The organism is Pseudomonas arcuscaelestis (assembly GCF_016881005.1).
Lineage (GTDB): Bacteria > Pseudomonadota > Gammaproteobacteria > Pseudomonadales > Pseudomonadaceae > Aquipseudomonas > Aquipseudomonas arcuscaelestis.
On sequence record NZ_JACOPV010000010.1, the window covers coordinates 108,159 to 131,473 of the forward strand.

A 23,315-nucleotide genomic window follows, 5' to 3' on the forward strand; every position below is an offset into this window, starting at 1 on the left:
CCCCAGCATTACTATGTTGATGGACGGCCTCAAGCCCAGCTTGCCATCGCTTCTTCAAGAGTCATTTCAGGCTCAGACTCGTGCGGCATGAAATCGAAGATCTTGTACTTGACCTTGTCTGTGTGGGTGTTGGCATAGAGCGTTGCCAGCAGTGCACACCCGCGCTCGATGCGCAGCCCCCAATTGAGCGAGCCGCGCTTACGCCGGTACTCCACCCAGCGGCGGAACTCAGGAAGACTCAAGCGCTCTTGGGCTTCCGCGATCGTGCAGGAGAGCGTGATGGCGATTTCGTGCCAGACTTCGTCGAAGTCGCTGAGCTCTGGGTCTTTCCCAGATTGTTCACCTCACCGATGGCGGTGAGCAGCGCCGTGGTCAGGTTACGGTCCAGGGAGCCGCGCTCCGGATCGGCATCGCCAGTGATGTCGGCCACGGTGAAGACCGGCTCGCCTGCCTCGTTGCAGATGCTGGCCGCGATCCGCCCGGCAATGCCGTCCTGCATTCCCGCCGACGCGATCAAGTCGCTGACAGCGGCGCGGTAGCCCAGCGGGCGAACAAACACCTCGCCCTGAAGCTCCTCGCCTCCCTGCTGCCACTTGACGGTCTTTTTGACCGGGGCGCCGGTGAAGGCGCCCATTTCTTTGAGACTCTGGATGCTGAGGTTCATGGCCTGTCCTTACGCAGTCTTGCGGATCCAGGCGGAGCCGCCCGAACGCTGGATGGTCGCGGCGGTGGTCACCACGGTGTTAGCGGCGAAGTCGAACGGGAAGTCCGATACATAGCCATCGAAGACGAACCAGGTGCGAGTGGGCGGCAACACGAAATCGTCACCATCACCGAGCACAGCGGTGGCAGAGGCATCAGCACCGCCACCGCCAGTCAGGGCAATGTTCGGCGCCGTGGTGTAGCCGGAGCCTGGGTTGGTGATGTTGAAACCGGTCACCTCGCCCCCGGAGACGATTGCAGTAGCAGCGGCCCCGGAACCGCCACCGCCCGTGATAGCGACTGCCGGCGCACTGGTGTAGCCGCTGCCGCCGTCGGCGAGGCTGATCGCCGCGAGCGAGCCCGAGGTGCCCACGGTGGGGGCAATGCCCTTGCCGTCTGACCAACCGACAACCCAGCGAATGCTTTCGATCGAATCGTCTTCGGAGAGCTGGTGCAGGCGAACGTGCGAAGCGTTGCGCGGGTCAGCGTTCAGGCTGAGGGTTGCCTGGCCAGGGGTTCTCAGGCCTCGCATGTAGCTGCGAACTGTCTCGCTGAGGCAGGTGGTCTCGATCTGGTCGGCGGGGTTGCCGCCAGGACTGAATGCAGTTGCGCACTCGATCTCCATAACTTCAAAGATCGACGGGTTACCAGAGGCAGGCACCAGAGCGTAGATCTGGGTCCCTTGGGACAGAATCGACATGGCGTTCTCCAAATGTCGGGCAAAAGAAAACCCGCACTGGGCGGGCCTTGGTCGGGGTGGTGTCAGCGCTGGACTATCCAGTCGGCATCAAAGCCGGCTCGATAGTTCTTGGTAGTAGGGTCACGGCCTTCGACACCCCAGCGGGTGATGTAGGCGTGAAGCTCGATCGCATCACGCAAAGCATCGCGAACACGCCGGGCGGTGGTGCCCGTTGTTGCGTAAACGTCGACCTGCAGGGTGAAGCCGTCGACATCAGGGCGCCCAGCAAGGTAGTTCTCTGGGCTGCCAGCGATGACTTGCCAGACCGCGTAGGGCTTAACCACGCCATCAGGCGCTTCCCCGAAGGAATAGAGCCTGGTATCTACCCCGGTTCCTAGCAGAGCACCGACGCCTGCGTCCTTCGAGCAGATTTCGAAAATGGGAGCGCTCATCAGGCAGTTTCCCCTTTCTTCAGAGCTCGCTTGATGGCGCGATCAATAGCCTTTTCGTACTCGGTGATAAACGTGCCGGTTACCTCGCTGATGTTGTCAGCCAGTGCCGGACGCATGAAGGGAGCCGCGGGCATTTTCTCGGTACCGAACTCAAGCAACCGCCAGTGCGGGGTAGGCGCGTTCGGGCTCAGGTCACCGCCGTCGGCAAGTACCGCGCCATGCAGAACGCCAACCCGAAACCCAAGGTCTCCGCTGCGCTTGAATAGACGGCCATTCCAACGTACTGCAATGTTGTCGGATATCGCCCTGCCCGTCTCTTTGTTGTCGAGACGCTCAGCCCCTTGCTTGGCTTTTTCGGCGACTACGTTAGCAGCGCGCCGAAGTGCAGCCCGACCGCCTTTGCGCTTTGTTTCGTACTTCACAGCCTGGATCTTGCCGAGCAGGCTATCCAGCCCCAATAGGCTGAACTCGACTGTTTCAGCCATCCTTCACCCCCATCGAGACAAGGATGGTCAAGTAGTCGCGCCCGGACTTGGGGTCCTCCAATGGTGGGCCTTCGATGCTGTACAGCTCGCCGCGGTGGACGATACGCATCGTCGGCAGCACGCCGGACCGGTAACGGATGACGACACGAGCCGTCGCCTCTGATTGCGCCGCCTGGGCAGCAATAAGGTCACGCGCCGAGAGCGGCTCAACGGCAGCCCAGGTGCTAGCGAATGGCTGCCAGGATGGCTCGCCGAATTCGCCCGACCCTGGGTCGCGGATGGCGACTTTGTGCTGGATTTCAATCGGGTGACGCAGATCGCCCGCCCTCATACATTCACCCAACGATATGGCGACCACAGGGCATTGGTTGCCATGGGAAGCTCGGCAGTGATTGTTCCGATCACCACAGACTCGCGACTTGCGTACCAGTGGCCAATCAGCAAAAGAGCGCCCTGTCGGATGGGCTTGGTGATGACCATGGCCTTGCCGATTGGATCTGGCAGCACACTGCCCTCCTCGATAAGCTCACGGTTAGTCCAGAGCTCGAAGGTGCTCAGAGCTGCATCCGTGTAGCCCTGAATCAGATCGTCCTCGGCATCGTGAGTAACGCGCAGGTGCGCCTTCACGGTAGCGAGGTCAATCATTGCTCGGCACCAAGGCCTGCAAGGCGGGCTTTAGCGCAGACGGATCGAAGTCGATACCCTTGGCGGTGAGCCACTCCTTCAGCTTGGGCACCGTCATCTTGAGCGGATCAGTTTCTTCCTCGGCGTCCTTGTGTGCCTTGATCGCCGCGTCGATCTCTTCCTGCGAGCTGCGTGATGCAAATCCTTCAGGCGGGTAATTCGACGCTAGATAGCCGGTCTCAACAAACTCGGCAATGGTCGGGCCATCCAGGCGCAGCCCAGACACCTTATCGGGATCGAGGTAGGTCGCCACGCCCAAGTGCTCGACCGCCACCAGTGCACAGCGGTCAGAAACATCCTGCTCTCCTGCCTGGATCTCAACCACCTGGTTTCCATCCACCGCGAACGGAAAAGGCTTCTTCACAAAAATACTCGGCATAAATCCTCCTGCGAGAGAGCGCCCGAAGGCGCCCACCCGATTAGGCAGCGCTCAGAGCCAGGACCTTGATTGCCTGGGAGTCAACGAGCATGCCGCCGACGCGCTTGGTGGTGTAGAAACCTACGAAAGGCTTGTTGGTGTAGGGGTCGCGCAGAACGCGGGTGCCGATGCGGTCGACGATGGTGTAGCCGCGTTTGAAGTCGCCGAACGAGATCGCGTTGGCATCAGCAGCGACATCTGGCATGTCTTCGTTCTCGGTGATGCCGTAGCTCAGCAGCGTCGATGGTTGGCCCAGCTCCAGGCCTGGGCGCCACAGGTAGTTGCCTTCGCTGTCCTTCAGTTTGCGCACATAGGCCAGGGTCAGGTTGGTCATCATGAAACGACCATTGGCGCGATAGCCCGCTTTCAGGGAGTGGATCAGGTCGATCAGGTTGTCACCGGTGAAGCCACCGGCGGTACCAGAAATCAGCTTCTGCAGCTTACCGAACGCGCGGGTTTTGTCGCTGTCAGTGACCAGTTCGTAGGCCAGGTAACCCTTCGGCTTGTTCACGCCGTTGCCGCTGGTGAACGCGCTCCCCTCCTTCTCGGAGAACTCACGCGAGACTTCGCTGTTCAGCCAGCCCTCGGCATCGAAGAAGATGTCGTCAAGGCTGGTCTGAGTGGCCTGCGGGTTGGCGTAGATCTCACCCATGAACGCCGAGATCTGACCGAGAGTCGGGTTGCCAGTCGCCGGGCGAGCATCGGTTTCACCTACCCAACCGGAGCCAGCGCCGCCCAGGCTCACCAGACGCTTGTAGTCCGGCGAGCCGACGGTAATCTGGTTGCACACCTGGCGCATCGGCGAAGTGTCTTTCAGCAGCTCAATAATGCTGCGGTCCAGTTCTTCCGGCACCGCGTAGCCGCCATCGGCATCGTTACCGATCTGCAAGGCTTTCGCCTGGAGGTCGCCCAGGCCGGTATCGATGCCCTTACGGACGAACTGCATGAACGCCGTCTTGTGCTCGCTGGCTGCCTTGGTTCCGGTGCCGTCGGGACGCTTCAGGTCGGCCAGTTCCTTTTCCAGCGCCGACTTCAACTCGTCGAGCTCGGTCAACTTCTCGTTCAGGGTGTCGACCTGGCCCGACAGCTTGCCTTTCTCGGCCTCCAGGCCGTCGATGCGCTTGTCGTTTTTTTCCTTGAACTCGTCGAACTTCTTGCCCAGGGCTTCAGCGACGTCTTCGATGTCTTTCTTTTCAACAGCCATGAGAGGCTCCTTAAATTCGGTCCAAAAGGGATTTCAGTGATTGAAGTGCTTCGTCGGCATCCGCCTCTCGCGGTGACACTGCACCGTAGCCCTTAGCCATAAAGGCCTTGGCCTGGGAGCCGGAAAACCCTACCTCTCGTAGGGCCCGCTCCACTTTGCTGGGCGGCGGGGTTTCACCACGCGCCAGCAGAGATTTCACGTCGGTGATTCGGGCTTCGTCGTTGGCCGGGAAGGTGACCAGGGAGAGCTCCCAGAGGTCGATCTGCTTCAGGATCCAGACGCCCTTTTCCTTGTCGTACTCGTAGTCATCAAGCATGTAGCCAATGGATGTGCCAGTCAGGCTGCCTGCCTTCATGTGCGCATGAGCACGCTTGGCAAGCGGGTCGTCTTCGATGAGCAGGCGCCCCTTGAAGAACAACCCCACATCATCCTCGCGCATCTCGGTGTAGATGCCGATCGGCTCGCTCATGTTGTGCTGCCAGAGCATTGCTGGGAGACGGCCCTTCTCTTTCCATCTGGCCAGGCTCGCCTCGAAAGCTCCGCGGACAACCACGTCTCCGTAGCTGTCCTCGACACCGAAGACCGAGCCATAACCCTCGAACTCGCCCGTTTCACTGACCGACTTGATGGTCAGCGGCCGGTCAAGGCGCTGTTTTGTCTGCATCGTCGGTAGCCTCTGGTTTAGTGGTCATGTTCATTGGGGTCAGGTAGATGTCGCCGCCCTCTCGAGGGTTCTCATCTTCCAGCTCGCGGCAATCATTGGGGCTCAGGATTCCCCACTGGATACCCTTGCCGTAGGAGTTGTAGCGCCCATTTAGGTCGCCGCGCATCAGGGCGCCGGCGTTGAATTTGGCGTAGTGAGTCAGTCGGTCCTTCTCATTGAGCAGGCCAACCTGAATGCGGTGCTCAATTCGCGTGATGATCGGCACCAGTGAGTAGTTCACGAAGTTCATGCCCATCTGCTCAACGTTGTTGAGCGTCATCTTGTCCATGTTCGCAACCAGGTGCGGTGGCACACGAAAGAGGCCGCAGAGCTGCGCTTCGGTCATGCGCTTGGACTCAATGAACTGGGCGTCCTGGGCATTCAGGCTAATCGGCTTCCAGTCCAGCCCCATCTCCAAGATCATCGGCTTATAGGCGTTCGCCACACCCATGTGCTCGCCCTGGAACTCGGTCTTGAGTCGGCCAAAGGCCTCGTCAGTCAGCTGCTGCTCAGTACGCAGAACCCCGCTGGTCACAGCCCCGTTCGTGAAAAGCTTGCCGGCGTGCGCATCCATTGCTTGGCCAAGGCCAAGAGTTTGCCGCGCGTAAGCGATAGGGTTCAGGCCGTTCAAACCGTCCAGCGTGAACAGCCGGACGTGCCAGATCTCTTTCTGTGTGAGCGTCTGCGGGCCTGCCTTGAAATTGACTTTGTATTCAACCGACCAATCGTCGTTGAGCTTCGGTTGGACGATGTCGGGGTTGAGCGGTAGAAGCTCAACGACATTGCCGAGAGCCTCAACCTTGTAGGCGTAGAAGTTGCCACGCAAACACAGGCAAGCAACCAGCATCTCCCAGAACTCCTGGGCGGTCATGTAACCGTTCGGCGCCATAGTCAGCAGCGGGTAGAGTCGATGGCTGGTCGCCGGCAAGCGCACTTTATCGGTCTGCTTCATCAGTCGGCACGGCAACATGCCAATCGACTCGGCCAGCACGCGAACGCAGTTGAACACCACCAGTTGCTGCAGAGCACTGTTGGTAGTAACTCGCTGGCCGGACGTTGTTTCGTAGCCAGTGCCGAGGGCCTGCGCCAGCTTTTCTGGCGTGTCGATAATCAGTGGGTTGCTCTTTCTCCCAAGGAGTGCTCGAAGCATCAGCTGCCCCCTCGAATGATCGCGTAAGCGGCGAGCCCCATCAGGATCACCCCGCATACAGAAAGCGACACGGCTTCACCGAAGCCTACCCACAAACCGCGCGCGAGCAGCCCGAAGCCGGCCAGGCCGACCAAATCCGGCAAGCTTTCGCGCAGGCGCGCGAGGGCCGACACCTCGTCATCACGAGGCGTCTCGTTTTCAGGGGTCATAGGGTTCTGATTCCGTGTTTGGATAGATGGTCAGAAAGGGTGTCTTCAGGGTGGGCGTTCGCCAGCACCCGGCCGATCGCCATGATCAGCGCCACTGCGCCATCGATTTTGTTGTCTTCGCCCTGCTTTATTGGGCGCACTACGTCATCGTTACCCGGCAGGTGCTTGCCAATCACGTTGCCGATACACCAGGTCATGATCGGATTGCCGTCATGGTGGAACCGGCCAGCCTCAATAGCGGCCTCCAACTCCTTCATTCCGTCCGACATGTTGGTGTAGTTCTGGGTGATGGTGACTGGGTTGAAGCCTTCATCGTCCAGCTCATGGCTGAGGCCGGTTGCCCCGTGGGGGTCAATAGGCGCCTCTCGGATCGGTGCGTGATGATTCGCCTCTTTGGTGTCCTCAAGGATCTCTCGGTAATCGACCTCTGCCCCGTCAGTGGTGCAAAGGTGGCCGGAGTTGATCCAGGCCTGAAAGCGCTCCGACATGCGTTTGTTGTCAGGGTCGAAGGCCGTGTCTTCCGGAACCCAGAAGGCCGGCGCGATGCTGTAGTAATGGGTCTTGCCGTCAATGACCCGCCAGAACAAACGGGCCCGGGAGTTCATATCCAGCTTGCGCGCCAAGTCGAATCCGGCCACCCACTCCTGACCCTCAAACTGCTCCAGGGTGAGCGTGGTGTCTTCGCAGGCCTTCCAGCTTTCCATGTTGTAGAAGCCGGACTTCGCGCTCACCCACAGATTGAGGTGCTTGGTCTTGAAGGTGTTGGTGAACCGCGCAGAGCGGATGGCTCGAGCCAACTGGCTCTCCAAGTACTCTTGGAATACCGAGACCCCCATACAAGGGTTGGCCTTGGCCAAGTTCTTCGGATCAGTCCAGTCATCCCCCTCGTCCAGCGTCCAGATGTAACCGAACAGCTCATCGTCTGGAACAGTGCCTTCGAGCATCTCGATAACTTGGCGACGCTTGTCGTAGCAAGGACCCTCGATGTTCGCCCCGGCGGTGGTGATGATGAACATCAGCGGCTGCCGCCGGGCGCCCATGCCGGTGAGCATGGTGTCGTACTGGGCCGAACTGTCGTGCTCGTGGAATTCGTCGATGATCGCGCAGGATGGCGAAGCACCATCACCAGGGTTGCCAATCAGTGGCTCGAAGCGGCTGCCGTTGGAAGGGATGTTCAGGTTCGAGGCGTTGACCTCTATGCCTGCCGCCTCTATCAGCATCGGCGAACGACTCACCATAAGCCTGGCCGGGCGGAACACCTCCCACGCCTGCTTCTCGGTGGTCGCGCCGGAGTAAACCTCGGCACCGAACTCGCCATCGGCAACAAACATGCTGATGCCAACACCCGCGGCGATTACCGATTTACCGTTCTTCCGCGGCACCTCCCAGTAGCTCTCGCGGAACCGACGGTACACGCCTTTTTTTCTGACCCAGCCAAAGGTGCAGGCCAGGCCAAACAACTGCCAGGGCTCCAGCGTAATCAGCTGTCGCTTAAAGGCCCATTCCCCTTTTGTGTGAGGGAGCAGCTGCTGAAGCTTGAGCTTCTTCTCCGCCTTCTTCGGGTCGAACTTGTACGGGAACGACTTGGAGCGACTCGCCGCTACTTCATCGAAGTGCCGCTGAATAGCCTGGTGAGTGTAACGGCAGGCCGGAAACTTCCCTTTCAGGACGGACCTTGCCCAAGCCATCGCCTTGTCGACGTTGGGGTGAGCGGTCTTGGCCATTAGGAACTCAGTAGGGCTGCAAATTCGTTGGTGGATCTCTGCTTATTACCGCCGATGATGCGGGTCCGGCTGGCCGGGTCGAGGCCGAGCATCGAACCGAAGGTAACCATTTGGCGCATCGCCTCATTGGCTGCGGTCAGCGCTGGGTTCTTCATTGGGCTGCCTTGCGACGACTCGACGACGATACCGAACTGCTGAACCGACTCTTCAGCCATCCGCCACTTGTCATAGGCGGTGCAGAAAGCTTCGACGTTGTGCAGATCCGTCAGGGCGACAACATGCTCGCGGAGCAATTCCGGCACCAGCATCTTCCACATCGTGGCGGCTCGGTCGCTCAACCACTCCGGCGGATCGATATCGGTGACCTGGGAAAACTTGGGCTCAGCCGTATTTAAGGCCCGCTTGCCGGGGTTTCCGGCGAGCTGTTTCTTGGCCGTCGGCTTGGGTTTGCGACCACGGCCGGCGACCGTGGCGGTGCCTCCCATCGCGCAACTCCTGAATTTTTAATTTCGCGGGTGTAAAAAAACGACTGAGGGCGCGGTCTAGAAGCGAAAAGGCCCAGACTTTCGACTCTCCCCCTCCCCAGCGCGCCGATTCCGGCTCATTTCGCCCGCTTTTGGTGCGCTTTCGGTCGATCAGCGGCGCGCGTTACCGAAGCCACCGTCTTCGGCCGCTGTCTTGGCCGAGTGGCAGGGTGCACACAGACTCTGCCAGTTCGACCGATCCCAGAACACAGTCATATCGCCCTTGTGCGGCTCGATGTGATCAACATCGGTGGCCACAACCACCAAGCCATTGAGCTGACACTTAACGCATAACGGGTGCTTGACCAGGAAGCCAGCACGCGCCTGCTGCCACTTGTACCCGTAGCCACGAGCGGTTGAGCTCTCGCGGGGTCTCTCCCTGACAAAGCTCTTCACTTGATCGGCGTGAGCATCGCAGTAGCCGTTGGCGTTGCGGTGAAGGGCTCGACAGCCAGACGCGCGGCATGGGCGCTGCGGCCTCATCGGCATGGCTGGCCGCTCAGGTAAGTGGGCGGTGGGCCATCGTCATCCAAGCCTTGGTCTTCACCCAGCGCTTGGATCAGTACCGCCTGGTTCTTTGCGATCTGCTGCAGCAGTTCGGTCTGCTTCACTTGCTCGGCCAGCATCCGCTCCAGCAGCGACACCTGCCGCATGCTCATGGCGCCACCCGAGCGTGTTCTCGGGCAGTGCTCTTGAGGTCGGAGATATCCACCTCAACGAACCGCGCGTTGGCGCAGATAGTCGGGATCTCGCGCGGCAAGACAGTGATAACTGCATGCCACACACCGCCCTCGACCGAAGCCTTGAGCTCCACACTCGTCACACCATTCAGCTCGCTACCATCACTCAGCAGAACCTTGGTCCCCATTACGGGGTGGGGATTGTCCGGATGGCTCATTACTGCCGGTATGATCGTCGCCACCGACAATGATTTGCTTGGCTCGCTCATATGCCACCTTTGTCCATTTGTTGATCCACTCGCGCCGGGCGGCGCATCCGCTGCAGGCCATCAGCCTAGGCCTCAGCTGCGATCTTAGTCATAGCCATCAACGCGCCAATCAGCGCCTTGTCGGACCGCTTGGCTATCGCAGTCACTTCTGCCTCAGCTTTCATGACCTCGCCCTGATCCTCCGCTGAAAGGTCGGCAACCATGCCCTTCATCTGGTAGTACTCGGCCTTGCTATTAGGCTGGGTCATTACGCTCTCCACTGATGCCGGCCTTCTTGGCCAGGAACTGTGTATACAAGCCGCCTGCAACATCGGCGCCGATCACCGCAATAACGATGCCCAGGCCAGCAGCCAAGTAGAGGTTGCTCCAGAGCGCCAGGGCCAGCAGCAGCGTGGCCATACCCAACAAGCCCGACGCTAGGAAGCGCAACGCCACACGCTGAAGGATCTGCCGCAGCCCCAAGTCAGTACCTGACGCCCTCAGCATCTCCCCGGACAGGCCTGCCATGCTCAGCAGCACCAGCAGCCAGAGCGGTACATCAGTGAGCGCCTGGTGTTCTGTGTTCATCAGTGAGCCCTTAACAGCGGGGTTGTTATTGGCTGGCGGTCAAGGCAGCCACCAGAAGCGCCTGGCCTCGCACCAGGTCGACATGGGCCAGGCTTGCCAGCTTGCTATCCGCGAAGGAGTGTCCGGCCAGCAGGGCATCGAGCTCCTCCATGTTCGCCTTGAGCTCTCGCACCTTCTTCAGCACACCTTCGTCGTACTCGGCGCGGACCTTCGAGACGATTTGGCAAACTTCTTCATGCACGATGCCGGCACCCGAACGGTGGGCGTCCTTGGTCATGAAGTGATCCGAGTCGGTGTAGGTCGCGCCGTACAAGACGCCATCGTCAAAGTAAAACGGTGGCAGGCCTATGCTGTAGACGCCAAGGCCGATCGATAAATGCTGCTTAGTCTGCTCGGTACTCTTCAGCTGGCCTGTCATGTACAGGAAGCCAGAGGCGTCGCTCTTGGCTAGTCGCAGCAGTGCCGATTCAAGACGGCCAACATCACCACCCACCACCGCATCGATTACCGCCTGCTTGTCACGCTTCGCTTGATCAGTCATTGCTGGCCTCCAGAAACGAAAAAGCCCCGGCATTTGCCAGGGCCCAGAAACAACGAAGCCCGACACAATGGCCGGGCTTTCGGGGTCACTCCTCAACACGCGCAGGAATGACAGGATGGAGATAATTTCGCTCAGTCGCTCACTGATGTCAACAGGCAATCATGCCGCCTCTTTCATCAGCAATCCTTCAGCCTCCAGAATCATGCGCACTTCAGCCAAGGCATCATCCACCATGCCGTCCAACTTCTCGTTGATGCCCTGCCGCCAACGACGCCGAGTTGACTCGGGGTTGGCATCCAGGTCCCAGGTATTCATGTCGTAGAAGCTGTCGGCCAAGATGATCACATCCTCTTCTACCGCCTCGGCTTTTCGCTTCTCGGACTGACCTGCAGCCAAGGCGGCTTTCACCATGGCCTCACGGCGCCAATCCGAAGTCTCCAGAGGGATCTCGACCGATACCGAACGCGGGCCTTTCCGAGGTGCGCCTTTGAGTTTCGGTACCGCCCAGGCAGTGACTGCCTTGTAGACAAAGAGCGGCGGTGCTGGACTGGCGATTAGGGGCTTGATGGCCGCAATAGCCTGGACCTTCTTCGCCTTGCTGGTGGCGTACTTGGCATTCAGTGCATCCCAGTGCCGTGGGATGAGTAGGTGATGCAGCCGGGCCGACAACCAGTAGTCCACCTGGGCACGATCTAACCCGTGTGACTGACCGCCCAGCGAAGCCAGGCAGCCACCCTCTTCTTCTGCCGATTTGTACAGCTTCTGCCACGCCTGGCCCTTCGCTGCGCCCTTCTCTCCTGCCGCCAATGCCGCAACTACCGCCCCCGATACGCTGTTGTAGATCATGTCCTGCCCCTCAATCCCCGGTGTAGTTGATGCCGCCGGCGCCCAGCCGGTTGCCTTCCTGATACAGCGCCTCTGGCCCAGTGGCCCGAGGTTGCTTCAATTCGTTGATGTGTCGCTGTGCGGCCTGCAGGCGCAGACTCAATTGGGTGACCAGTTCTTCCAGCGGTAGGGCCTCCCCCGTCGCGGCGGCCACCCAGCCCGAGGCGTTGCATTGCACGCAGACCAAGTCATGGAACACGCCCTTGATCACCGCTTTGCCACGGCACGCCGGGCACTGAAGCAGCTCGATCACCTCCTTCTTGAAGGCCGGTCCATGGCTCTTTTTCATGCCTTTGAATCCTCGCCTATGGTTGTTTTCTCAGTGACCTTGCAGCCCTTGACCTGCGCGGCCTCCGGCTCATTTCGCGAATCTTTGTTTCCACCCTCCTCCAACCCGTGAATGAGGATGAAACCCTTGCCGTCTAAATGGGCGTGCCACTGCTCCAGGGCCACACGCTTGCGCTCCTCGACCGTGCTGTGGATATAGGCCTGCACGTTGTGGCCCATGGCGTGATTGATCAGCAGTTCGCCGATCAGGAAGTCGATGCCTAGGTCCGCCCAGCCGGTGCGGGCCAGCTTGCGCAGGTCATGACTGGTCCACTTCCCCTTGCCCAGCCGGGTGAACACGGCGCTGGCTTGGCTCTCGCTCAGGCCCTTGCCGTTACGCGCCGGAAACAGGTACTGACCGCTGTAGCCGCTGGCAAGCTGCCGGTCGCGGTACTGGGTCAGCAGTGCGCAGACCTGATCAGTCAGTGGCAAGGAATGCTCAACGCGGGTCTTGGTGTGCTCGGCCGGGATGTGCCAAGTGCGTTCGGCCAGACTGAGGTGCGGCCACTGCGCCATGCGTGTCTCGCCTACCCGGGCGCCATGGCACAGCATCAGCAAGGCCAGCATGGCGTCGGCGGGATCGTCCTCCATGACCCCTTCCAACTGGGCCAGCAGCGGCTCGATCTGCACACCACGCAACCGGGCGGCCTTGGCCTTGATTTTGGTCTTCGAGAAGTCGCTGAACTTAATCCCCGTCATCGGGTTGCTCGGGATCAGGCCCAGGGTGTGCGCTCGACGGCAGGCCACCACCAGCAGGCCGAAGATCAGCCGGACGAATTCCAGCGACAGGGTGGCCTGCAATGGCCACATCAACTGCGCATCCAGGGTGCCGTGACGCACATCGGCAAAAGCCAAGCCGCCAACTCGCGGGATCAGGTGACAGGCAATCGCCGACTTGGCCGTCGCCTTGCGCTTGGTCGACAGGTTGCGGTCGCGGGACATCCGGTCGCTGAACCAGGCCAGTAGCTCGCCGAGCGTGGCCCAGGCCGAAACGGCGGCGCTGGCCTGGGCGTCGTTCGCCAGGCGCTGACGTAGGTCCGGCAGCGCGGCCAGCACGGTCTTGGTCGACAAGTCAGGGTAGGCGCCGATCCGGTTCCACTTCTTGCGCACCACCAGGGACCAGGTGCCACGCGGTCGCGCCTCAGTGAAGCGGAAGTACAGGCCAGGGTGACGCGGATCGCGCATCAGCACGGTGGCCGGATCTTCAGCACGGCGGCGAATCTCGGCATCGGAGAAAGCGACCGCCAGTGTCATGCGGCCACCTTGGTCTGCGGCTGCAGCAAGTAAGCTCGGATTGCTTCCAGCGCATCAATAGCGCCCCGGCACACGATCGCCAGATAGCCTTGATCGAGCAGCGCTTGGAGGTAGGCGTCCTGGCTCGGCGAAACGGCGGCGTCGAATGGCGGCTTGGCCTTGAACTCGATGTACAGACCGAAGTGGCCACCGCGCGCCATCGGCAGCACCAGGTCAGGCACGCCGGCCTTCACGCCCTGCTCTTTCAGTTTCATCGCCACCAGCTTATGCCGGTGACCACCGTTCGGGACGTGGTAGATCAGCTTGGCAGCAGCCGGATAGCGCAGCGCGACTTCTCGCATCAGCGAGGCCTGCTCCAGGCCTTCGCGGTCGATGGGCTTGGTGCGGGTCTTCTTCGCCGCGAACAGGCGCGGCTTGGCAGGCTTGATCATGCGGCAACAACCCCCTCGCGGATCAGGATGGCCTGGGTGCGCATAACACCCTCGGCGTGGTGCTGGCGGGCTTCGGCGCGACTGGTCAACTGGCTGCGACCGTCACAGGCGTCATGGCAGGCGCTGCACGCCCAGGCGCCCTGCAGATCGTTCGGCTTCATACCGACGCCACAGGTGCCGGACATCCGGTAATGAGCCAGCACGGTGGTTTCAGGATTACCGTTGCAAACGCCAGGAATGCGCACCTGGCATTCCCGGCCGCGCGCGGCTTTGGTCAACTTGGATTGCTTCATGAGCGGTCGTCCTTGTGGAGGTCAACAACGGTGAAGGTGGATGGCCACATGTGCAGGCCGTACAGGTTCGCCGATTGCTCGTCGCGATACAGGCCCACGGGTGGATGTGGCTGGCTGGTGAGGTCCAGCAGGTGTCCGCAGGCGTAAAGAGCCCAGCGGTATTCGGTGAGGTCTGGTGCAATCAACTTCGGATCGATCACGGGCGGACACCTCGAGCAGAGCGCAATGCCTCAAGGGCAGCACGGCCAACATCCAGCGAGCGCGGCGCAGCCGGAGCGGGAAGCTCGGCAACCGGTACCGGACCCAGGCCCTCGCCCTTCCAGATCTTTCGGCACTGCACCAGGTAGTGCTTCTCGAAGCAGCTCATCCCGAGGTCGCGCGACATCAGCGGCAGGCTGTGGAAGCCAGCGGCCGCGGTTGCGTGGTAAACGGCTGGGTGCATCCACTTCGCTGAAGCGCGCATGGCTGGGTGGCAATTACGCAGGCCTTGGGCATAGGCCTTTTCGGTGCAGGGCAGGCCAAGTCCTTCCGGGGCAAAGCACCAGCTCACGAACACGCCCGGCGCTGGCACGAATGCCGATTTGCTCGCACTCAGCACTCGCATACCATGGTCGATCTGCTCAAGGCGGGTGATGCCCGAGCGCATGAACTCGCCGAGCCATTCCAGCTTGGCCGCATCCATCACCGCAGGGGTCGGCCAGGACTGCCGCCAGGCGCCACAGGCACCGCGCAGTCGAAGGAACAGGTCTTCGATCACCTGGCGGGTAGCTGGATCGATTGGCATCGCGCCGGGCTCTACCGGTGGCTGGTAGGTCGGATCGGTTTGGCGATTGGCCAGAAGCTGCCGAACGCTGGTTGCGGTCATACTCGAACTCCCTTCGCGGTCCAGTCGGTTTGGGTCTCGTCCTGCTCGACCTCGCTCGCGCTCCTGGCCTTCTCGCCCTTGAGCCACTTGGCCAGCCGGAAGCACCAGCCGCCACTGCTGTCGAGTAGCCGGGGCTTGGCGACGTAGTAACCCAGGAAGCTCTTGAGAGATTCCTCTGTGATCGCTTCAAGGGTCAGCCCTGCCAGGGTCAATTGGGCGGTCACCTTGTCGACCGGCGGATTCCACTCAGCGAACATGGCGAAACGCTGCAGGTCATCCTGCGACTCCAACGCCTGACGATCCTGCTCGGCAACCAGCTCAGAAATCTCGCGCGGCTGCTGCTCTTCGGTTCCTTGATGGTTCACTGACGGATTGGGTGCAGCTGCTGCACCCCGTTCTGCGTTTTCCTGCACCCCGTTCTGCTGTGAGCTGCACCCCGTGCGGTTATCTGCACCCCGTTCTTTACGAGGTGCAGCATTTGCACCCCGCTTCAGTTGGAGGTCATAAACCACTGGGCGCCGATCGCGGCGCTCGATGTAGGCAGCAGCGATTGCCTGGTTGCCTTCGGCGATCCACCCTCCCTTCTCCAGCTCATCCAGTTTCAGGCGCACGGTGCGCTCGGACAGGCCGGTGTCCTCCGAAAGGGTTCCTGCCGACGGGAATGCACCACGACCATCACTGCCGGCATAGTTGGCGAGACACAGAAGAACATGGCGTGCTGCGGGGTTATCCAGGGCAGCCTTGGGAATGGCCAAGGCCCAGGTCATGGCTTGAACACTCACGCCCCACCCTCGCTCTTACTGGTGTCGATCTGACGCGACAGATTTGGCGCAACGCCAAAACCTGACGCATCAGTCGCGGTATTGATTGATGGAAACTTGATTGGCATACTCACCTCTCAGCGCTGTAAAAAAGTACGAAGAAGCCGGGGTGCCACCCGGCTTTTTTGTGCCTGCAATTCAGGCGATTGCTTTCCTGTAGACGCGACCTGCCCCGCCGACTGAGCTACTGCCCTCAGCGTTCAATATCCCCATGCGTCCTGATGTGCTGCTTTCCACGTCCTTCCCCTTATGGTCTTCTGGTGCGAGCGGCTCAGTTGCCAGCTACGCCTTTATTGCTCATCAGCCCCCGCTAATGGTGTTGCGCTTGCCGTTTTCAGCTGGATGAATTCACAGGTGTTTTAGGCATCTACTGGCGGTTTGCCAGTGGGTGGATAATTTGATTCGTGGCTGGGCGATGCTGCGACGGGAATGGCCGAATCTCTTCGGCGGTGTAGGTCCCGTCGGCATGCTCGGTGACGTATACGTCGCGACCCAGTCGAAGCGCCTTGTTTAGCGAGCCCTGCGCCATTCCCAGCAAGGCAGCCGCCTTGGTTTGCCCGTGCTCGGCGGCAAATTCTTTAAGGTGTTTGCGACCCATATCGCAGGTCTCCTCCGTTGGTATCACGCAAGTATCGCCTCCGGCGATTTATTTATCAACACCGGAGGCGATTGATAAAATATTGCCGTGAGGAATAATCAGGGACATGAATAAACGCAAACGCGAACTCGAAGACTGGGAAATGGCCGAGTGCCTTGCCCTGAAAGCGGCTGTGGATTCCTTCAATGAGGGGAAGTCCCGCCGCGATAGCCTTACGCAAGGAAAAATCGCCGAGGCGCTTGGCATCAACCAAGGCTCTGTGAGCGCTTACCTCAACGGTTACAACGCCCTGAACGTTAAAGTCGCAAGCGTTATTGCCGGGCTGATCTCTCAGCCGGTGGAGACTTTCAGCCCTCGACTGGCCGAAGAAATTGCGCAGTTAGCGCGCTCCAGCTTTGAAACAAACGTCGAGCAAGGCCCGCCAATCATCTCCCCCACTCGAAGGATCGAAATTGTGGGCACAGCCCAGCTTGGAAACGATGGCTATTGGGTTGGCCTTGATATCGCCGAGGGATGGGTTGAGACCTGGTCGCGTGATGAAGACGCCTACGCGCTGCGCCTGAAGGGCGACTCAATGGCGCCAGCGATCCGCAGCGGCTGGATCGCGGTTTGCGAGCCGAATCACCGCCTTGTGCCGGGTGAATACGTCATGGTCACGACCACTGACGGCCAGAGCATGGTCAAAGAATTGCTTTTCGAGAACGAGGAAGGCGTGAACCTTGCCTCTGTGAACTCTGCCTATGGCGAGCGCCGAGTGATCGCTTGGGCAGACATCGAGAAGATCCACTACGTGGGCAATATTCTGGCTCCAAGCAAGGTGCTTGGCCGCTTTTAAGTAGTGCAGCCACGAGCCCGAACAAGCCCAGCAAAGAACAGCGCCGCTGGGGAGAAACGCTTTAGTACCTGAGGGCTTTGATGCATGGAAGATGAAGGGAAAAACACTATTAGTGAACTTCTACACAGAAGGTCGGCAGGATTTGCGGACGAGTTTGTAGATAAATACACCGCCATGGCTATCAGCTGGAATGATGAGGAGCGACTCCATCTCACATTCGGCAGAGATTCCTTAGAGGTGATCAGCGAGAGCATAGTCCCTGATCCCCAGAACCCAGATAGGGCTGTGCTTGCGCATCCAAGGGTCACGGCGCACCGTAATGATGTGGTGGCGCTGACCATACCGTTAGAGGTCGCCGAGGATCTAGCTATAACCATCCTGAAGATGGTTCATCATGCTCAGGGCAGAACTTCAATGGATTCGAAAACATGAGATCGAAAGGTTTTCGATTTTCCCATGAGAACGAAGACGCATCAGACGACCCGGCCTTTTCGGCATTCCTCAAAAAATCCCTGCATCGCTCCGACAAGGGCACTCCACCGCCTGAGGCCGTCTCCGAAGGCGGGAGGTATCGAGTTGTAATCGCCGGAAGTAGCTCAGCCCGTATTGGCGTGGGGCGTAAGTACGTTGATGACAAACCCGAAGCGCTAGCCGATACTTCACAGATGAACGACATCACCCGCGAAGAATTCAACGCCAAGCTCGAGACCATTGAAGTAAAGATGGATGCTCGGGTTGAGGCGATTTCATCGAAAATTGATGGGTTTCTCGCAGCGCAGGCTGAGCGAGATAAGCGCCTCGACGAATCGATCGCGGGCGTCCGTAGAGATATTGATCGCCTCGGAAATGTGAAGCTCAATATTTGGGGCGCAATGCTGACTGCAGTTGGTGTTGGTGTTGCGGTGGCAGCGCTTAGCGTCACCTTCTATCAAACCGGCAAGGGAGATCGGGCAACACCTATCACCGCGCCGTCGGCGCTGGAGACCCCAGTATCACCCCAGGCGAGGCCACCAGCAAAGAATTGATCAAGCCCGCCTAGCGCGGGCTTTTTGTTGCCCGCTCGCCTAAAGAGTACAAACGTGCTCTATCCAGTATTGCCATTTACTGAGAGATAAAATACTGTTCATCTATACAGTGAATGGAGTATTTGCCGTGGCCAAAGCCAAACAACAAGCCCCTGCCCTGCCAAGTTCTTACGAGATGCTCGGCATGAGAATCCAAAAGGTCATCAACAGCACCGGCGCCCAAGCATCGAAGTCCGCGCTGCTTGAGCGTGCTCCCGGGGATCTGTCTGAAGACTGGGATCGCCTGATCGATGAGATCGCCGAGAACGACAACGTCACATTGGCCCATCGCGACGATGGCAACGTGCAGATTTTCTGGACCGTGCCCAAAGAAGACTGATTTCGACGCTCCCTCTTTGCCCGCCCTGTGCGGGTTTTTTTATGCCCAAAGAAAATATATCGCCTGCGGCGTTGACTTTAAGTATATCCGGGGGCAATATTTATTCGTCGCCGGGCAATACCGGCCAGGCAGCGAAAGCTGCCACCGCTCTTTACACAACTAGACGTGACCACCGCGACGTACCCAGGCCATCACCTGGGTCGGGAAAAGCTAAACCGCCGCCCATGCCAGCTCTGGAACTGGCCGTGCTCACCAGATGTGAGTGCGCGAAACCACGCAAGCCAGCCGGTGAAGAACACCGAACACGAAATGTGTGACGCCGGCCAGAGATATGAATCGGGCGATGCGCGTGGTGGAGAAATGGAATGCATCACTGAAGCACCTGGAGACGGGTGCTTTGGGATGCGGACGAGAACACACCGCGAATGCGGCCCCCTGCATCAACCCAGCAATAGAGCATCACTTCTGCCCATTCACTGAGTGGGCAGCGGGATGACAACCAAGGAGAAGGCAAATGTTGATACTCACCCGCCGCCCCGGCGAAACCATCCGCATCAACGACGACATCAGCGTGACCGTGCTGAGCGTTTGCGGCCGACAGATCAGGCTGGGGGTTGATGCCCCTGAACAGGTCGTCGCTCATCGCGAAGAGATCTATCAGCGGATTCAGGATGAGCGACAAGCAACAACCGCAGCCTGACGATTTCACTAGCTGGCCTTGGCGACAGGGCCAGACGGGAAATCAACCAGAGGACTACCCCATGGACAACCAGCACAAAAAGATCACCGGTTACCGCGACCTCACTCAGAGCGAAATCGACGGCATGAACTCGATCAAGGCCCTGGAGGCTGATGCCGGCGAGCTATTCAAGCAGATCGGCCAGATCGAGGGCGTTGACCCTCGCCTACTGGCCTTGGCCAAGACCAACCTGCAGCAGGGCTTCATGTGGTTCGTCCGCTCGATCGCGAAGCCTGCCGACCCATTCAGCTGAACAACCAGCGCCACGTCAGCCTGACGTTAACTGCCCGATCACCTGGTTCCCCATCACCAGGCTGCATCGGAGTGTGATCGGATGAGCCGCAAGCAAACAGCGGGGAGGCCACCTCGGCGCGCGCATGCGGTCGATTGCCCGGCCTTCACGATCACACCCCCATGCAGCCAACACCCGAGGTTACTCATCATGGAAACGATCACCAGCGGCTCCTGGAAGGGCTTCCTCGGGCGCGGCCTGGCACCGCGTGAACTTGAAGCACTGCTTGCGGTAGCTCAGGGCATGACAGCCAAAGAGATTGCCCGCCTGATGCAGATCACGCCGGGCACCGTGGCCAACCGCATCGAAAACGCGATGTACAAGCTCGGTGTGCACCGTCGTGCTGCCCTGGTAGCCGAAGCCATGAAGCGCCAGATCATCAGCCCTATGTGCTTCGTGCTTGCCGGTTTGATGGCTATGCACGCTGTCATGGGCGACACCGACCCGATGCGTCGCGACCGGCGCGTGCCTGAGCGACGTATTGCTCAGATCCGAATCATCCGCAAGGCCGAATCGTTCGACCTGCACGCCTGACCCCAACTGAGGAAGACACCATGCAGACAGCAATGCATCCTGCTTTTCAGCAGAAGATTGCCGTGCTCGCGGCACTGCTCGAGCGCAGCAAGGCAGTAAGAGCCGAGGCGCGCACCAAGATCGGCGATTCAGCCCCGCGCTTCCAGGCTGCCAACAAGGGCAGCACCTGGGATGTGATCGAGATCGCCAGCGGTGAGAAGAAGGGTCACGCCTACAGCTATCACGCGGCAATGCAGTTTGTGGATGTGATGGAGGCAGCTGCAACGCGCAAGCTGGTTGGGCGTCAATGAGTAAGCGCAAGCCGCACAGCATGCGGGCCCGGCTGGAGCGCTCGTGCAGGGCCTTGGTCGCATCCAATCACGCGGCAGTGGTGAACATCGATCCCAGCGGGCAGCAGGTGCTGGTCAACTGGAAGAACTGCAAGCAGATACGGCAGGAGCAAATCGTCAATGCAGTTTGCGACATCGCCCACCGCTGGACCATCTATCTCAGCGTGATGTGCCAAAAACCCGATGGCGAGCAGTACTGCAAATCCATCGAGGTCGCCCCTCAAGGCAACTACCTGGCCTCTCACCTTACCGACGTGATCGAGGCCACATATATGGGCCTGCGCGAACAGTGCAACCCGCAGCACATCGTGGCCGCCGGGTGGATCGCGGTTCCCGCTGATTTGACGCTTGAAGAGGCGCAGGCCGCCGCAGTTTTCGAAGCCGTCGGCGCCTGGAGGCAGGTAAAGCTCGCGGCATGAAACGAATCAACCACCGCGTCCGGCATGGCCGGCGCCAGCAATGGATCAAACTGCCGCCCAGCGGCTTGAGAGGTACCGGCAATGGCCGAGAAGAAGACGGGAGCAGCCAAGCACGCAGCGACCTACCGGGCCAACAAGAAGGCCGAGGCGCAGCGCCTGGGCGTCGAGCGGACGCCGGTGGACTTGCCTGTCGCGATTCGCAAGAGGATAGACGAGGTCATGAAGCGGCATGGGTACAGCCAGCTTCAGGAGCTTTGGCAGGATCTTGCGCTGTCGCTGATTGCTGCTGAGCCAGAGGAACAAGCGCGCCGCCTCAAGCGACCTGACGCATCAGCTTTTGAGATATCGCCAAAACTAGCGCGTCAGTTCGAAGAAGCCAGTAGAGCAGAACTGAAGCGTGACCCTGGCCACCAGATCATCGCCCCAAAGCCCCTCCCGCACGGCGAGCAGCAATGCAACGCTGCGCAACTCGACATTCTGCAACCCGCTCTATAAGGACGACCCCATGCAAGCGCCTAGCATCAGCATCAAGAACCTCACCCTGAACATTCACGCTTCGCCGAAGTCCTCCGCGCCAGCCTTGGCATTGGTCGGAGCTGCGCTCGCGGCAAGCGTTCAGTCTGACATTCCCGAGATCGGCCAGCCATGGCCCGGCCAGGGTGGCATCAACGGCGGCCTGGTCGCTGCTCGCGGCGACGTGCCGGAGCATTACCTAATCATTGCTGCCGAAGACGCTGGCAGCCATGAATGGGGGCGCCGCGGTGAAACCTCTGGAGCTACAAGCAAAACCGATGGGCTGGCCAACAGCGCGATCCTACTGGAAGAAGGCAGCCACCCTGCCGCCAAGGCTGCGAGCAACTACACCGCCGACAACCTCAATGATTTCTACCTACCAGCCGCTGCCGAGCTGTACCAGGGCTGGGTCAACTGCCCCGAGGTATTCGCCCAGGACTGCTACTACTGGTCATCTTCGCAGCGCTCCGCCCACGGCGCGTTCCACGTGCACTTCGATGGTGGCCCTCAGGACGGCAACGGCAAGCTCAACGCGCTCCGCGTCCGCCCCGTCCGCAGGTTGTTCATTTAATCCTTCATTCATTCGAACAGAGGCGCATCAGCGCCTTTTTTGTTGCCTTCAAAGGAGCATCACATGAACTCAGTAGAGAAATTGGCACCTGCAGTACAACTTCCCGAAATCGGCCAGCCCTTCGGTGGCGGCTTCTTCTCCGGAATCACCATCGAGAACGGCCAGCGCTTCGCCAACATCACCGCCGGTGCCGCGCATGAGCTGACCGGCGAATGGGGCGAGTATGGCGTGAAGATTGACGGCGTCGACAGCTTCACTGATAGCCGCGCCAACACCGAGGCCATGGCCGCCAGCGGCAGTGAGCTGGCACAGAAGGTTATGGCCTTGGATATCGGCGGATTCACTGACTGGGCGATCCCGGCGCGCGATGTGCAGGAGCTGCAGTATCGTCACTTCAAACCGACCAGCCGCGAGAACTACTGCTGGAACCGAGACGGCGACAACCCAAACAGCCTGCCGGTTGGCTTGCTGTACACCAAGGAGTCTCCGACCAAGACCCTGGTGCCTGGATTTGCTGAAGGCGAGCCAGAAGCCTTCCAGGCCGACTGGTATTGGTCATCTTCGCAGCGCTCCGCCTACAACGCATTCAGCATGCACTTCGATGATGGCTATCATGCCACCGCGGCAAGGACTACGAGCTCCGCGTCCGCCCCGTCCGCAGGTCGCTTATTGATTAATTCGTTCATTTAATCCGGCCGCTTGCGGTCGGTTGCTCAAGGAGGAGCGCCGCTGTGGCAATGCACACCGATCTATCGATCTACAAGTCATCGCTCGGCCTGCTGCAAATGGCCACGAACCTGACCCGAAACATCCCGCGCGACCTCAAGCAGTCACTTGGCAAGCGGGTGATTGATGAGTGCATCGATGTGCTGATGCTGATTGCCCGGGCCAATGCCACGCAGGACAAGCGACCACACCTGACTCAGTTGGTCGAGAAGGTCCAGGTGATCGAATTCCTAATGCGACTGTTCAAGGAAAGTCGGTTCATCAGCGTGCCGCAGCACGCCAAAACGATGGAGATCACCACTTCTATCGGAAAACAGGCCAACGCCTGGAAACGCTCCACCCCAACCGCGCCCGCTACCTGAGAGTCACGGCTTTCAGGTCTGTGCGAATTGAACCTGGTCGTGCCGCTGACCTTTGGTCACCGCCATGCGCACCCTGGATACCACCGGTCTAAAGCGTCCGTGTAGGTCCAGCGCAGTTTGCCCGCT

General features: G+C 59.9%; 40 protein-coding genes and 3 pseudogenes. 13 read left to right on the forward strand and 30 right to left on the reverse strand.

Going from position 1 to position 23,315, the window contains the following annotated elements:
• Positions 1-29: 29 nt before the first annotated feature.
• The 30 genes and pseudogenes from H8F21_RS16765 to H8F21_RS16905 form a co-directional block, all read right to left on the reverse strand.
• Positions 30-242 carry a phage tail assembly protein T gene (locus tag H8F21_RS16765; protein WP_203585062.1) on the reverse strand — a complete coding sequence of 71 codons (213 nt, stop codon included), beginning with the start codon at positions 240-242 and terminating at the stop codon, positions 30-32.
• Entirely contained in the window at positions 239-664 is a 426-nt protein-coding gene (locus H8F21_RS16770) for a phage tail assembly chaperone family protein, TAC (protein WP_203585063.1), read from the reverse strand. Before H8F21_RS16770 ends, H8F21_RS16765 begins: the two co-directional genes overlap by 4 nt.
• A 9-nt stretch (positions 665-673) precedes the next feature.
• A pseudogene (locus H8F21_RS30045) lies at positions 674-901 on the reverse strand (phage tail tube protein); the annotation flags it as partial.
• Positions 902-1,060: 159 nt separating this feature from the next.
• Positions 1,061-1,402 (reverse strand): annotated as a pseudogene (locus H8F21_RS29660) (phage tail tube protein); the annotation flags it as partial.
• Positions 1,403-1,464: 62 nt separating this feature from the next.
• Positions 1,465-1,833: a DUF3168 domain-containing protein gene (locus tag H8F21_RS16780; protein WP_203585065.1), complete on the reverse strand. Its 369-nt coding sequence runs from the start codon at positions 1,831-1,833 to the stop codon at positions 1,465-1,467.
• Positions 1,833-2,318, reverse strand: a complete 486-nt coding sequence (locus tag H8F21_RS16785; protein ID WP_203585066.1) for an HK97-gp10 family putative phage morphogenesis protein — start codon at positions 2,316-2,318, stop codon at positions 1,833-1,835. Before H8F21_RS16785 ends, H8F21_RS16780 begins: the two co-directional genes overlap by 1 nt.
• Positions 2,311-2,649, reverse strand: a complete 339-nt coding sequence (locus H8F21_RS16790; protein WP_203585115.1) for a phage head closure protein — start codon at positions 2,647-2,649, stop codon at positions 2,311-2,313. Before H8F21_RS16790 ends, H8F21_RS16785 begins: the two co-directional genes overlap by 8 nt.
• Complete coding sequence (locus H8F21_RS16795; RefSeq protein ID WP_203585067.1) at positions 2,646-2,963, reverse strand: head-tail connector protein; 318 nt, start codon at positions 2,961-2,963, stop codon at positions 2,646-2,648. The genes H8F21_RS16790 and H8F21_RS16795 overlap by 4 nt, the downstream gene beginning before the upstream one ends.
• Positions 2,956-3,381: a HeH/LEM domain-containing protein gene (locus H8F21_RS16800; RefSeq protein WP_203585068.1), complete on the reverse strand. Its 426-nt coding sequence runs from the start codon at positions 3,379-3,381 to the stop codon at positions 2,956-2,958. Before H8F21_RS16800 ends, H8F21_RS16795 begins: the two co-directional genes overlap by 8 nt.
• 40 nt (positions 3,382-3,421) lie before the next feature.
• Positions 3,422-4,624 carry a phage major capsid protein gene (locus H8F21_RS16805; protein ID WP_203585069.1) on the reverse strand — a complete coding sequence of 401 codons (1,203 nt, stop codon included), beginning with the start codon at positions 4,622-4,624 and terminating at the stop codon, positions 3,422-3,424.
• Between the two features lie 10 nt (positions 4,625-4,634).
• Positions 4,635-5,288 (reverse strand): HK97 family phage prohead protease, encoded by a 654-nt coding sequence (locus tag H8F21_RS16810; RefSeq protein WP_194936569.1) that lies wholly within the window; start codon positions 5,286-5,288, stop codon positions 4,635-4,637.
• The gene (locus H8F21_RS16815) at positions 5,266-6,477 is read right to left on the reverse strand and encodes a phage portal protein (protein WP_203585070.1); all 1,212 of its coding nucleotides are present in this window, start codon (positions 6,475-6,477) and stop codon (positions 5,266-5,268) included. The genes H8F21_RS16810 and H8F21_RS16815 overlap by 23 nt, the downstream gene beginning before the upstream one ends.
• Positions 6,477-6,686: a hypothetical protein gene (locus tag H8F21_RS16820; protein ID WP_203585071.1), complete on the reverse strand. Its 210-nt coding sequence runs from the start codon at positions 6,684-6,686 to the stop codon at positions 6,477-6,479. Before H8F21_RS16820 ends, H8F21_RS16815 begins: the two co-directional genes overlap by 1 nt.
• A complete protein-coding gene (locus tag H8F21_RS16825) occupies positions 6,683-8,410 on the reverse strand; it encodes a terminase large subunit (RefSeq protein WP_203585072.1) in 1,728 nt (575 codons plus the stop codon). Before H8F21_RS16825 ends, H8F21_RS16820 begins: the two co-directional genes overlap by 4 nt.
• Entirely contained in the window at positions 8,410-8,895 is a 486-nt protein-coding gene (locus H8F21_RS16830; RefSeq protein WP_203585073.1) for a phage terminase small subunit P27 family, read from the reverse strand. The genes H8F21_RS16825 and H8F21_RS16830 overlap by 1 nt, the downstream gene beginning before the upstream one ends.
• Before the next feature lie 150 nt (positions 8,896-9,045).
• Complete coding sequence (locus tag H8F21_RS16835; protein ID WP_203585074.1) at positions 9,046-9,423, reverse strand: HNH endonuclease; 378 nt, start codon at positions 9,421-9,423, stop codon at positions 9,046-9,048.
• Positions 9,414-9,593 carry a hypothetical protein gene (locus H8F21_RS16840; RefSeq protein WP_203585075.1) on the reverse strand — a complete coding sequence of 60 codons (180 nt, stop codon included), beginning with the start codon at positions 9,591-9,593 and terminating at the stop codon, positions 9,414-9,416. The genes H8F21_RS16835 and H8F21_RS16840 overlap by 10 nt, the downstream gene beginning before the upstream one ends.
• On the reverse strand, positions 9,590-9,883 hold the full coding sequence (locus H8F21_RS16845; RefSeq protein ID WP_203585076.1) for a hypothetical protein: 294 nt from the start codon (positions 9,881-9,883) through the stop codon (positions 9,590-9,592). Before H8F21_RS16845 ends, H8F21_RS16840 begins: the two co-directional genes overlap by 4 nt.
• A gap of 65 nt (positions 9,884-9,948) precedes the next feature.
• Entirely contained in the window at positions 9,949-10,131 is a 183-nt protein-coding gene (locus H8F21_RS16850; protein WP_203585077.1) for a hypothetical protein, read from the reverse strand.
• Positions 10,118-10,450 carry a phage holin family protein gene (locus H8F21_RS16855; protein ID WP_203585078.1) on the reverse strand — a complete coding sequence of 111 codons (333 nt, stop codon included), beginning with the start codon at positions 10,448-10,450 and terminating at the stop codon, positions 10,118-10,120. The genes H8F21_RS16850 and H8F21_RS16855 overlap by 14 nt, the downstream gene beginning before the upstream one ends.
• A 25-nt stretch (positions 10,451-10,475) precedes the next feature.
• Positions 10,476-10,991: a hypothetical protein gene (locus H8F21_RS16860; RefSeq protein ID WP_203585079.1), complete on the reverse strand. Its 516-nt coding sequence runs from the start codon at positions 10,989-10,991 to the stop codon at positions 10,476-10,478.
• Positions 10,992-11,150: 159 nt separating this feature from the next.
• Positions 11,151-11,837, reverse strand: coding sequence for a hypothetical protein (locus H8F21_RS16865; RefSeq protein WP_203585080.1), 687 nt, complete (start codon positions 11,835-11,837; stop codon positions 11,151-11,153).
• Positions 11,838-11,847: 10 nt separating this feature from the next.
• Positions 11,848-12,165 carry a hypothetical protein gene (locus H8F21_RS16870; RefSeq protein ID WP_203585081.1) on the reverse strand — a complete coding sequence of 106 codons (318 nt, stop codon included), beginning with the start codon at positions 12,163-12,165 and terminating at the stop codon, positions 11,848-11,850.
• Positions 12,162-13,457, reverse strand: a complete 1,296-nt coding sequence (locus H8F21_RS16875; RefSeq protein ID WP_203585082.1) for a tyrosine-type recombinase/integrase — start codon at positions 13,455-13,457, stop codon at positions 12,162-12,164. Before H8F21_RS16875 ends, H8F21_RS16870 begins: the two co-directional genes overlap by 4 nt.
• Entirely contained in the window at positions 13,454-13,888 is a 435-nt protein-coding gene (locus H8F21_RS16880) for a VRR-NUC domain-containing protein (protein ID WP_203585083.1), read from the reverse strand. Before H8F21_RS16880 ends, H8F21_RS16875 begins: the two co-directional genes overlap by 4 nt.
• A complete protein-coding gene (locus H8F21_RS16885; protein WP_203585084.1) occupies positions 13,885-14,181 on the reverse strand; it encodes a DUF1364 domain-containing protein in 297 nt (98 codons plus the stop codon). Before H8F21_RS16885 ends, H8F21_RS16880 begins: the two co-directional genes overlap by 4 nt.
• Positions 14,178-14,381 (reverse strand): hypothetical protein, encoded by a 204-nt coding sequence (locus H8F21_RS16890; protein ID WP_203585085.1) that lies wholly within the window; start codon positions 14,379-14,381, stop codon positions 14,178-14,180. The genes H8F21_RS16885 and H8F21_RS16890 overlap by 4 nt, the downstream gene beginning before the upstream one ends.
• A complete protein-coding gene (locus H8F21_RS16895; RefSeq protein WP_203585086.1) occupies positions 14,378-15,046 on the reverse strand; it encodes a replication protein P in 669 nt (222 codons plus the stop codon). The genes H8F21_RS16890 and H8F21_RS16895 overlap by 4 nt, the downstream gene beginning before the upstream one ends.
• Positions 15,043-15,813 (reverse strand): helix-turn-helix domain-containing protein, encoded by a 771-nt coding sequence (locus tag H8F21_RS16900; RefSeq protein WP_203585116.1) that lies wholly within the window; start codon positions 15,811-15,813, stop codon positions 15,043-15,045. Before H8F21_RS16900 ends, H8F21_RS16895 begins: the two co-directional genes overlap by 4 nt.
• Positions 15,814-16,234: 421 nt before the next feature.
• Positions 16,235-16,465, reverse strand: a complete 231-nt coding sequence (locus H8F21_RS16905) for a Cro/CI family transcriptional regulator (protein WP_203585087.1) — start codon at positions 16,463-16,465, stop codon at positions 16,235-16,237.
• A gap of 142 nt (positions 16,466-16,607) precedes the next feature.
• On the opposite strand from H8F21_RS16905, the gene H8F21_RS16910 reads away from it, so the two are divergent.
• From H8F21_RS16910 to H8F21_RS16970, 13 genes and pseudogenes are all read left to right on the forward strand, one after another.
• Positions 16,608-17,300, forward strand: a complete 693-nt coding sequence (locus tag H8F21_RS16910; RefSeq protein WP_236043086.1) for a S24 family peptidase — start codon at positions 16,608-16,610, stop codon at positions 17,298-17,300.
• Positions 17,301-17,384: 84 nt separating this feature from the next.
• Positions 17,385-17,732, forward strand: coding sequence for a hypothetical protein (locus H8F21_RS16915; protein WP_203585089.1), 348 nt, complete (start codon positions 17,385-17,387; stop codon positions 17,730-17,732).
• Complete coding sequence (locus H8F21_RS29665; RefSeq protein WP_236043087.1) at positions 17,729-18,325, forward strand: hypothetical protein; 597 nt, start codon at positions 17,729-17,731, stop codon at positions 18,323-18,325. Before H8F21_RS16915 ends, H8F21_RS29665 begins: the two co-directional genes overlap by 4 nt.
• A gap of 127 nt (positions 18,326-18,452) precedes the next feature.
• On the forward strand, positions 18,453-18,704 hold the full coding sequence (locus H8F21_RS16925; protein WP_413243045.1) for a DUF1654 domain-containing protein: 252 nt from the start codon (positions 18,453-18,455) through the stop codon (positions 18,702-18,704).
• 514 nt (positions 18,705-19,218) lie between these two features.
• The gene (gene csrA, locus H8F21_RS16930; RefSeq protein WP_203585090.1) at positions 19,219-19,404 is read left to right on the forward strand and encodes a carbon storage regulator CsrA; all 186 of its coding nucleotides are present in this window, start codon (positions 19,219-19,221) and stop codon (positions 19,402-19,404) included.
• Between the two features lie 61 nt (positions 19,405-19,465).
• The gene (locus tag H8F21_RS16935; RefSeq protein ID WP_004573849.1) at positions 19,466-19,696 is read left to right on the forward strand and encodes an Acb2/Tad1 domain-containing protein; all 231 of its coding nucleotides are present in this window, start codon (positions 19,466-19,468) and stop codon (positions 19,694-19,696) included.
• Between the two features lie 189 nt (positions 19,697-19,885).
• Positions 19,886-20,269, forward strand: coding sequence for a response regulator transcription factor (locus H8F21_RS16940; RefSeq protein ID WP_203585091.1), 384 nt, complete (start codon positions 19,886-19,888; stop codon positions 20,267-20,269).
• A 20-nt stretch (positions 20,270-20,289) separates the two neighbouring features.
• The gene (locus H8F21_RS16945) at positions 20,290-20,559 is read left to right on the forward strand and encodes a hypothetical protein (RefSeq protein ID WP_203585092.1); all 270 of its coding nucleotides are present in this window, start codon (positions 20,290-20,292) and stop codon (positions 20,557-20,559) included.
• Positions 20,556-21,017, forward strand: a complete 462-nt coding sequence (locus H8F21_RS16950; protein WP_203585093.1) for a hypothetical protein — start codon at positions 20,556-20,558, stop codon at positions 21,015-21,017. Before H8F21_RS16945 ends, H8F21_RS16950 begins: the two co-directional genes overlap by 4 nt.
• A gap of 81 nt (positions 21,018-21,098) precedes the next feature.
• A complete protein-coding gene (locus H8F21_RS16955; protein WP_203585094.1) occupies positions 21,099-21,512 on the forward strand; it encodes a hypothetical protein in 414 nt (137 codons plus the stop codon).
• Positions 21,513-21,522: 10 nt separating this feature from the next.
• Positions 21,523-22,101 carry an Lcl C-terminal domain-containing protein gene (locus H8F21_RS16960; protein ID WP_203585095.1) on the forward strand — a complete coding sequence of 193 codons (579 nt, stop codon included), beginning with the start codon at positions 21,523-21,525 and terminating at the stop codon, positions 22,099-22,101.
• Positions 22,102-22,164: 63 nt separating this feature from the next.
• Positions 22,165-22,778 (forward strand): annotated as a pseudogene (locus H8F21_RS16965) (DUF1566 domain-containing protein).
• A 54-nt stretch (positions 22,779-22,832) separates the two neighbouring features.
• Positions 22,833-23,189, forward strand: coding sequence for a four helix bundle protein (locus H8F21_RS16970; protein WP_203585096.1), 357 nt, complete (start codon positions 22,833-22,835; stop codon positions 23,187-23,189).
• Positions 23,190-23,315 lie beyond the last annotated feature (126 nt).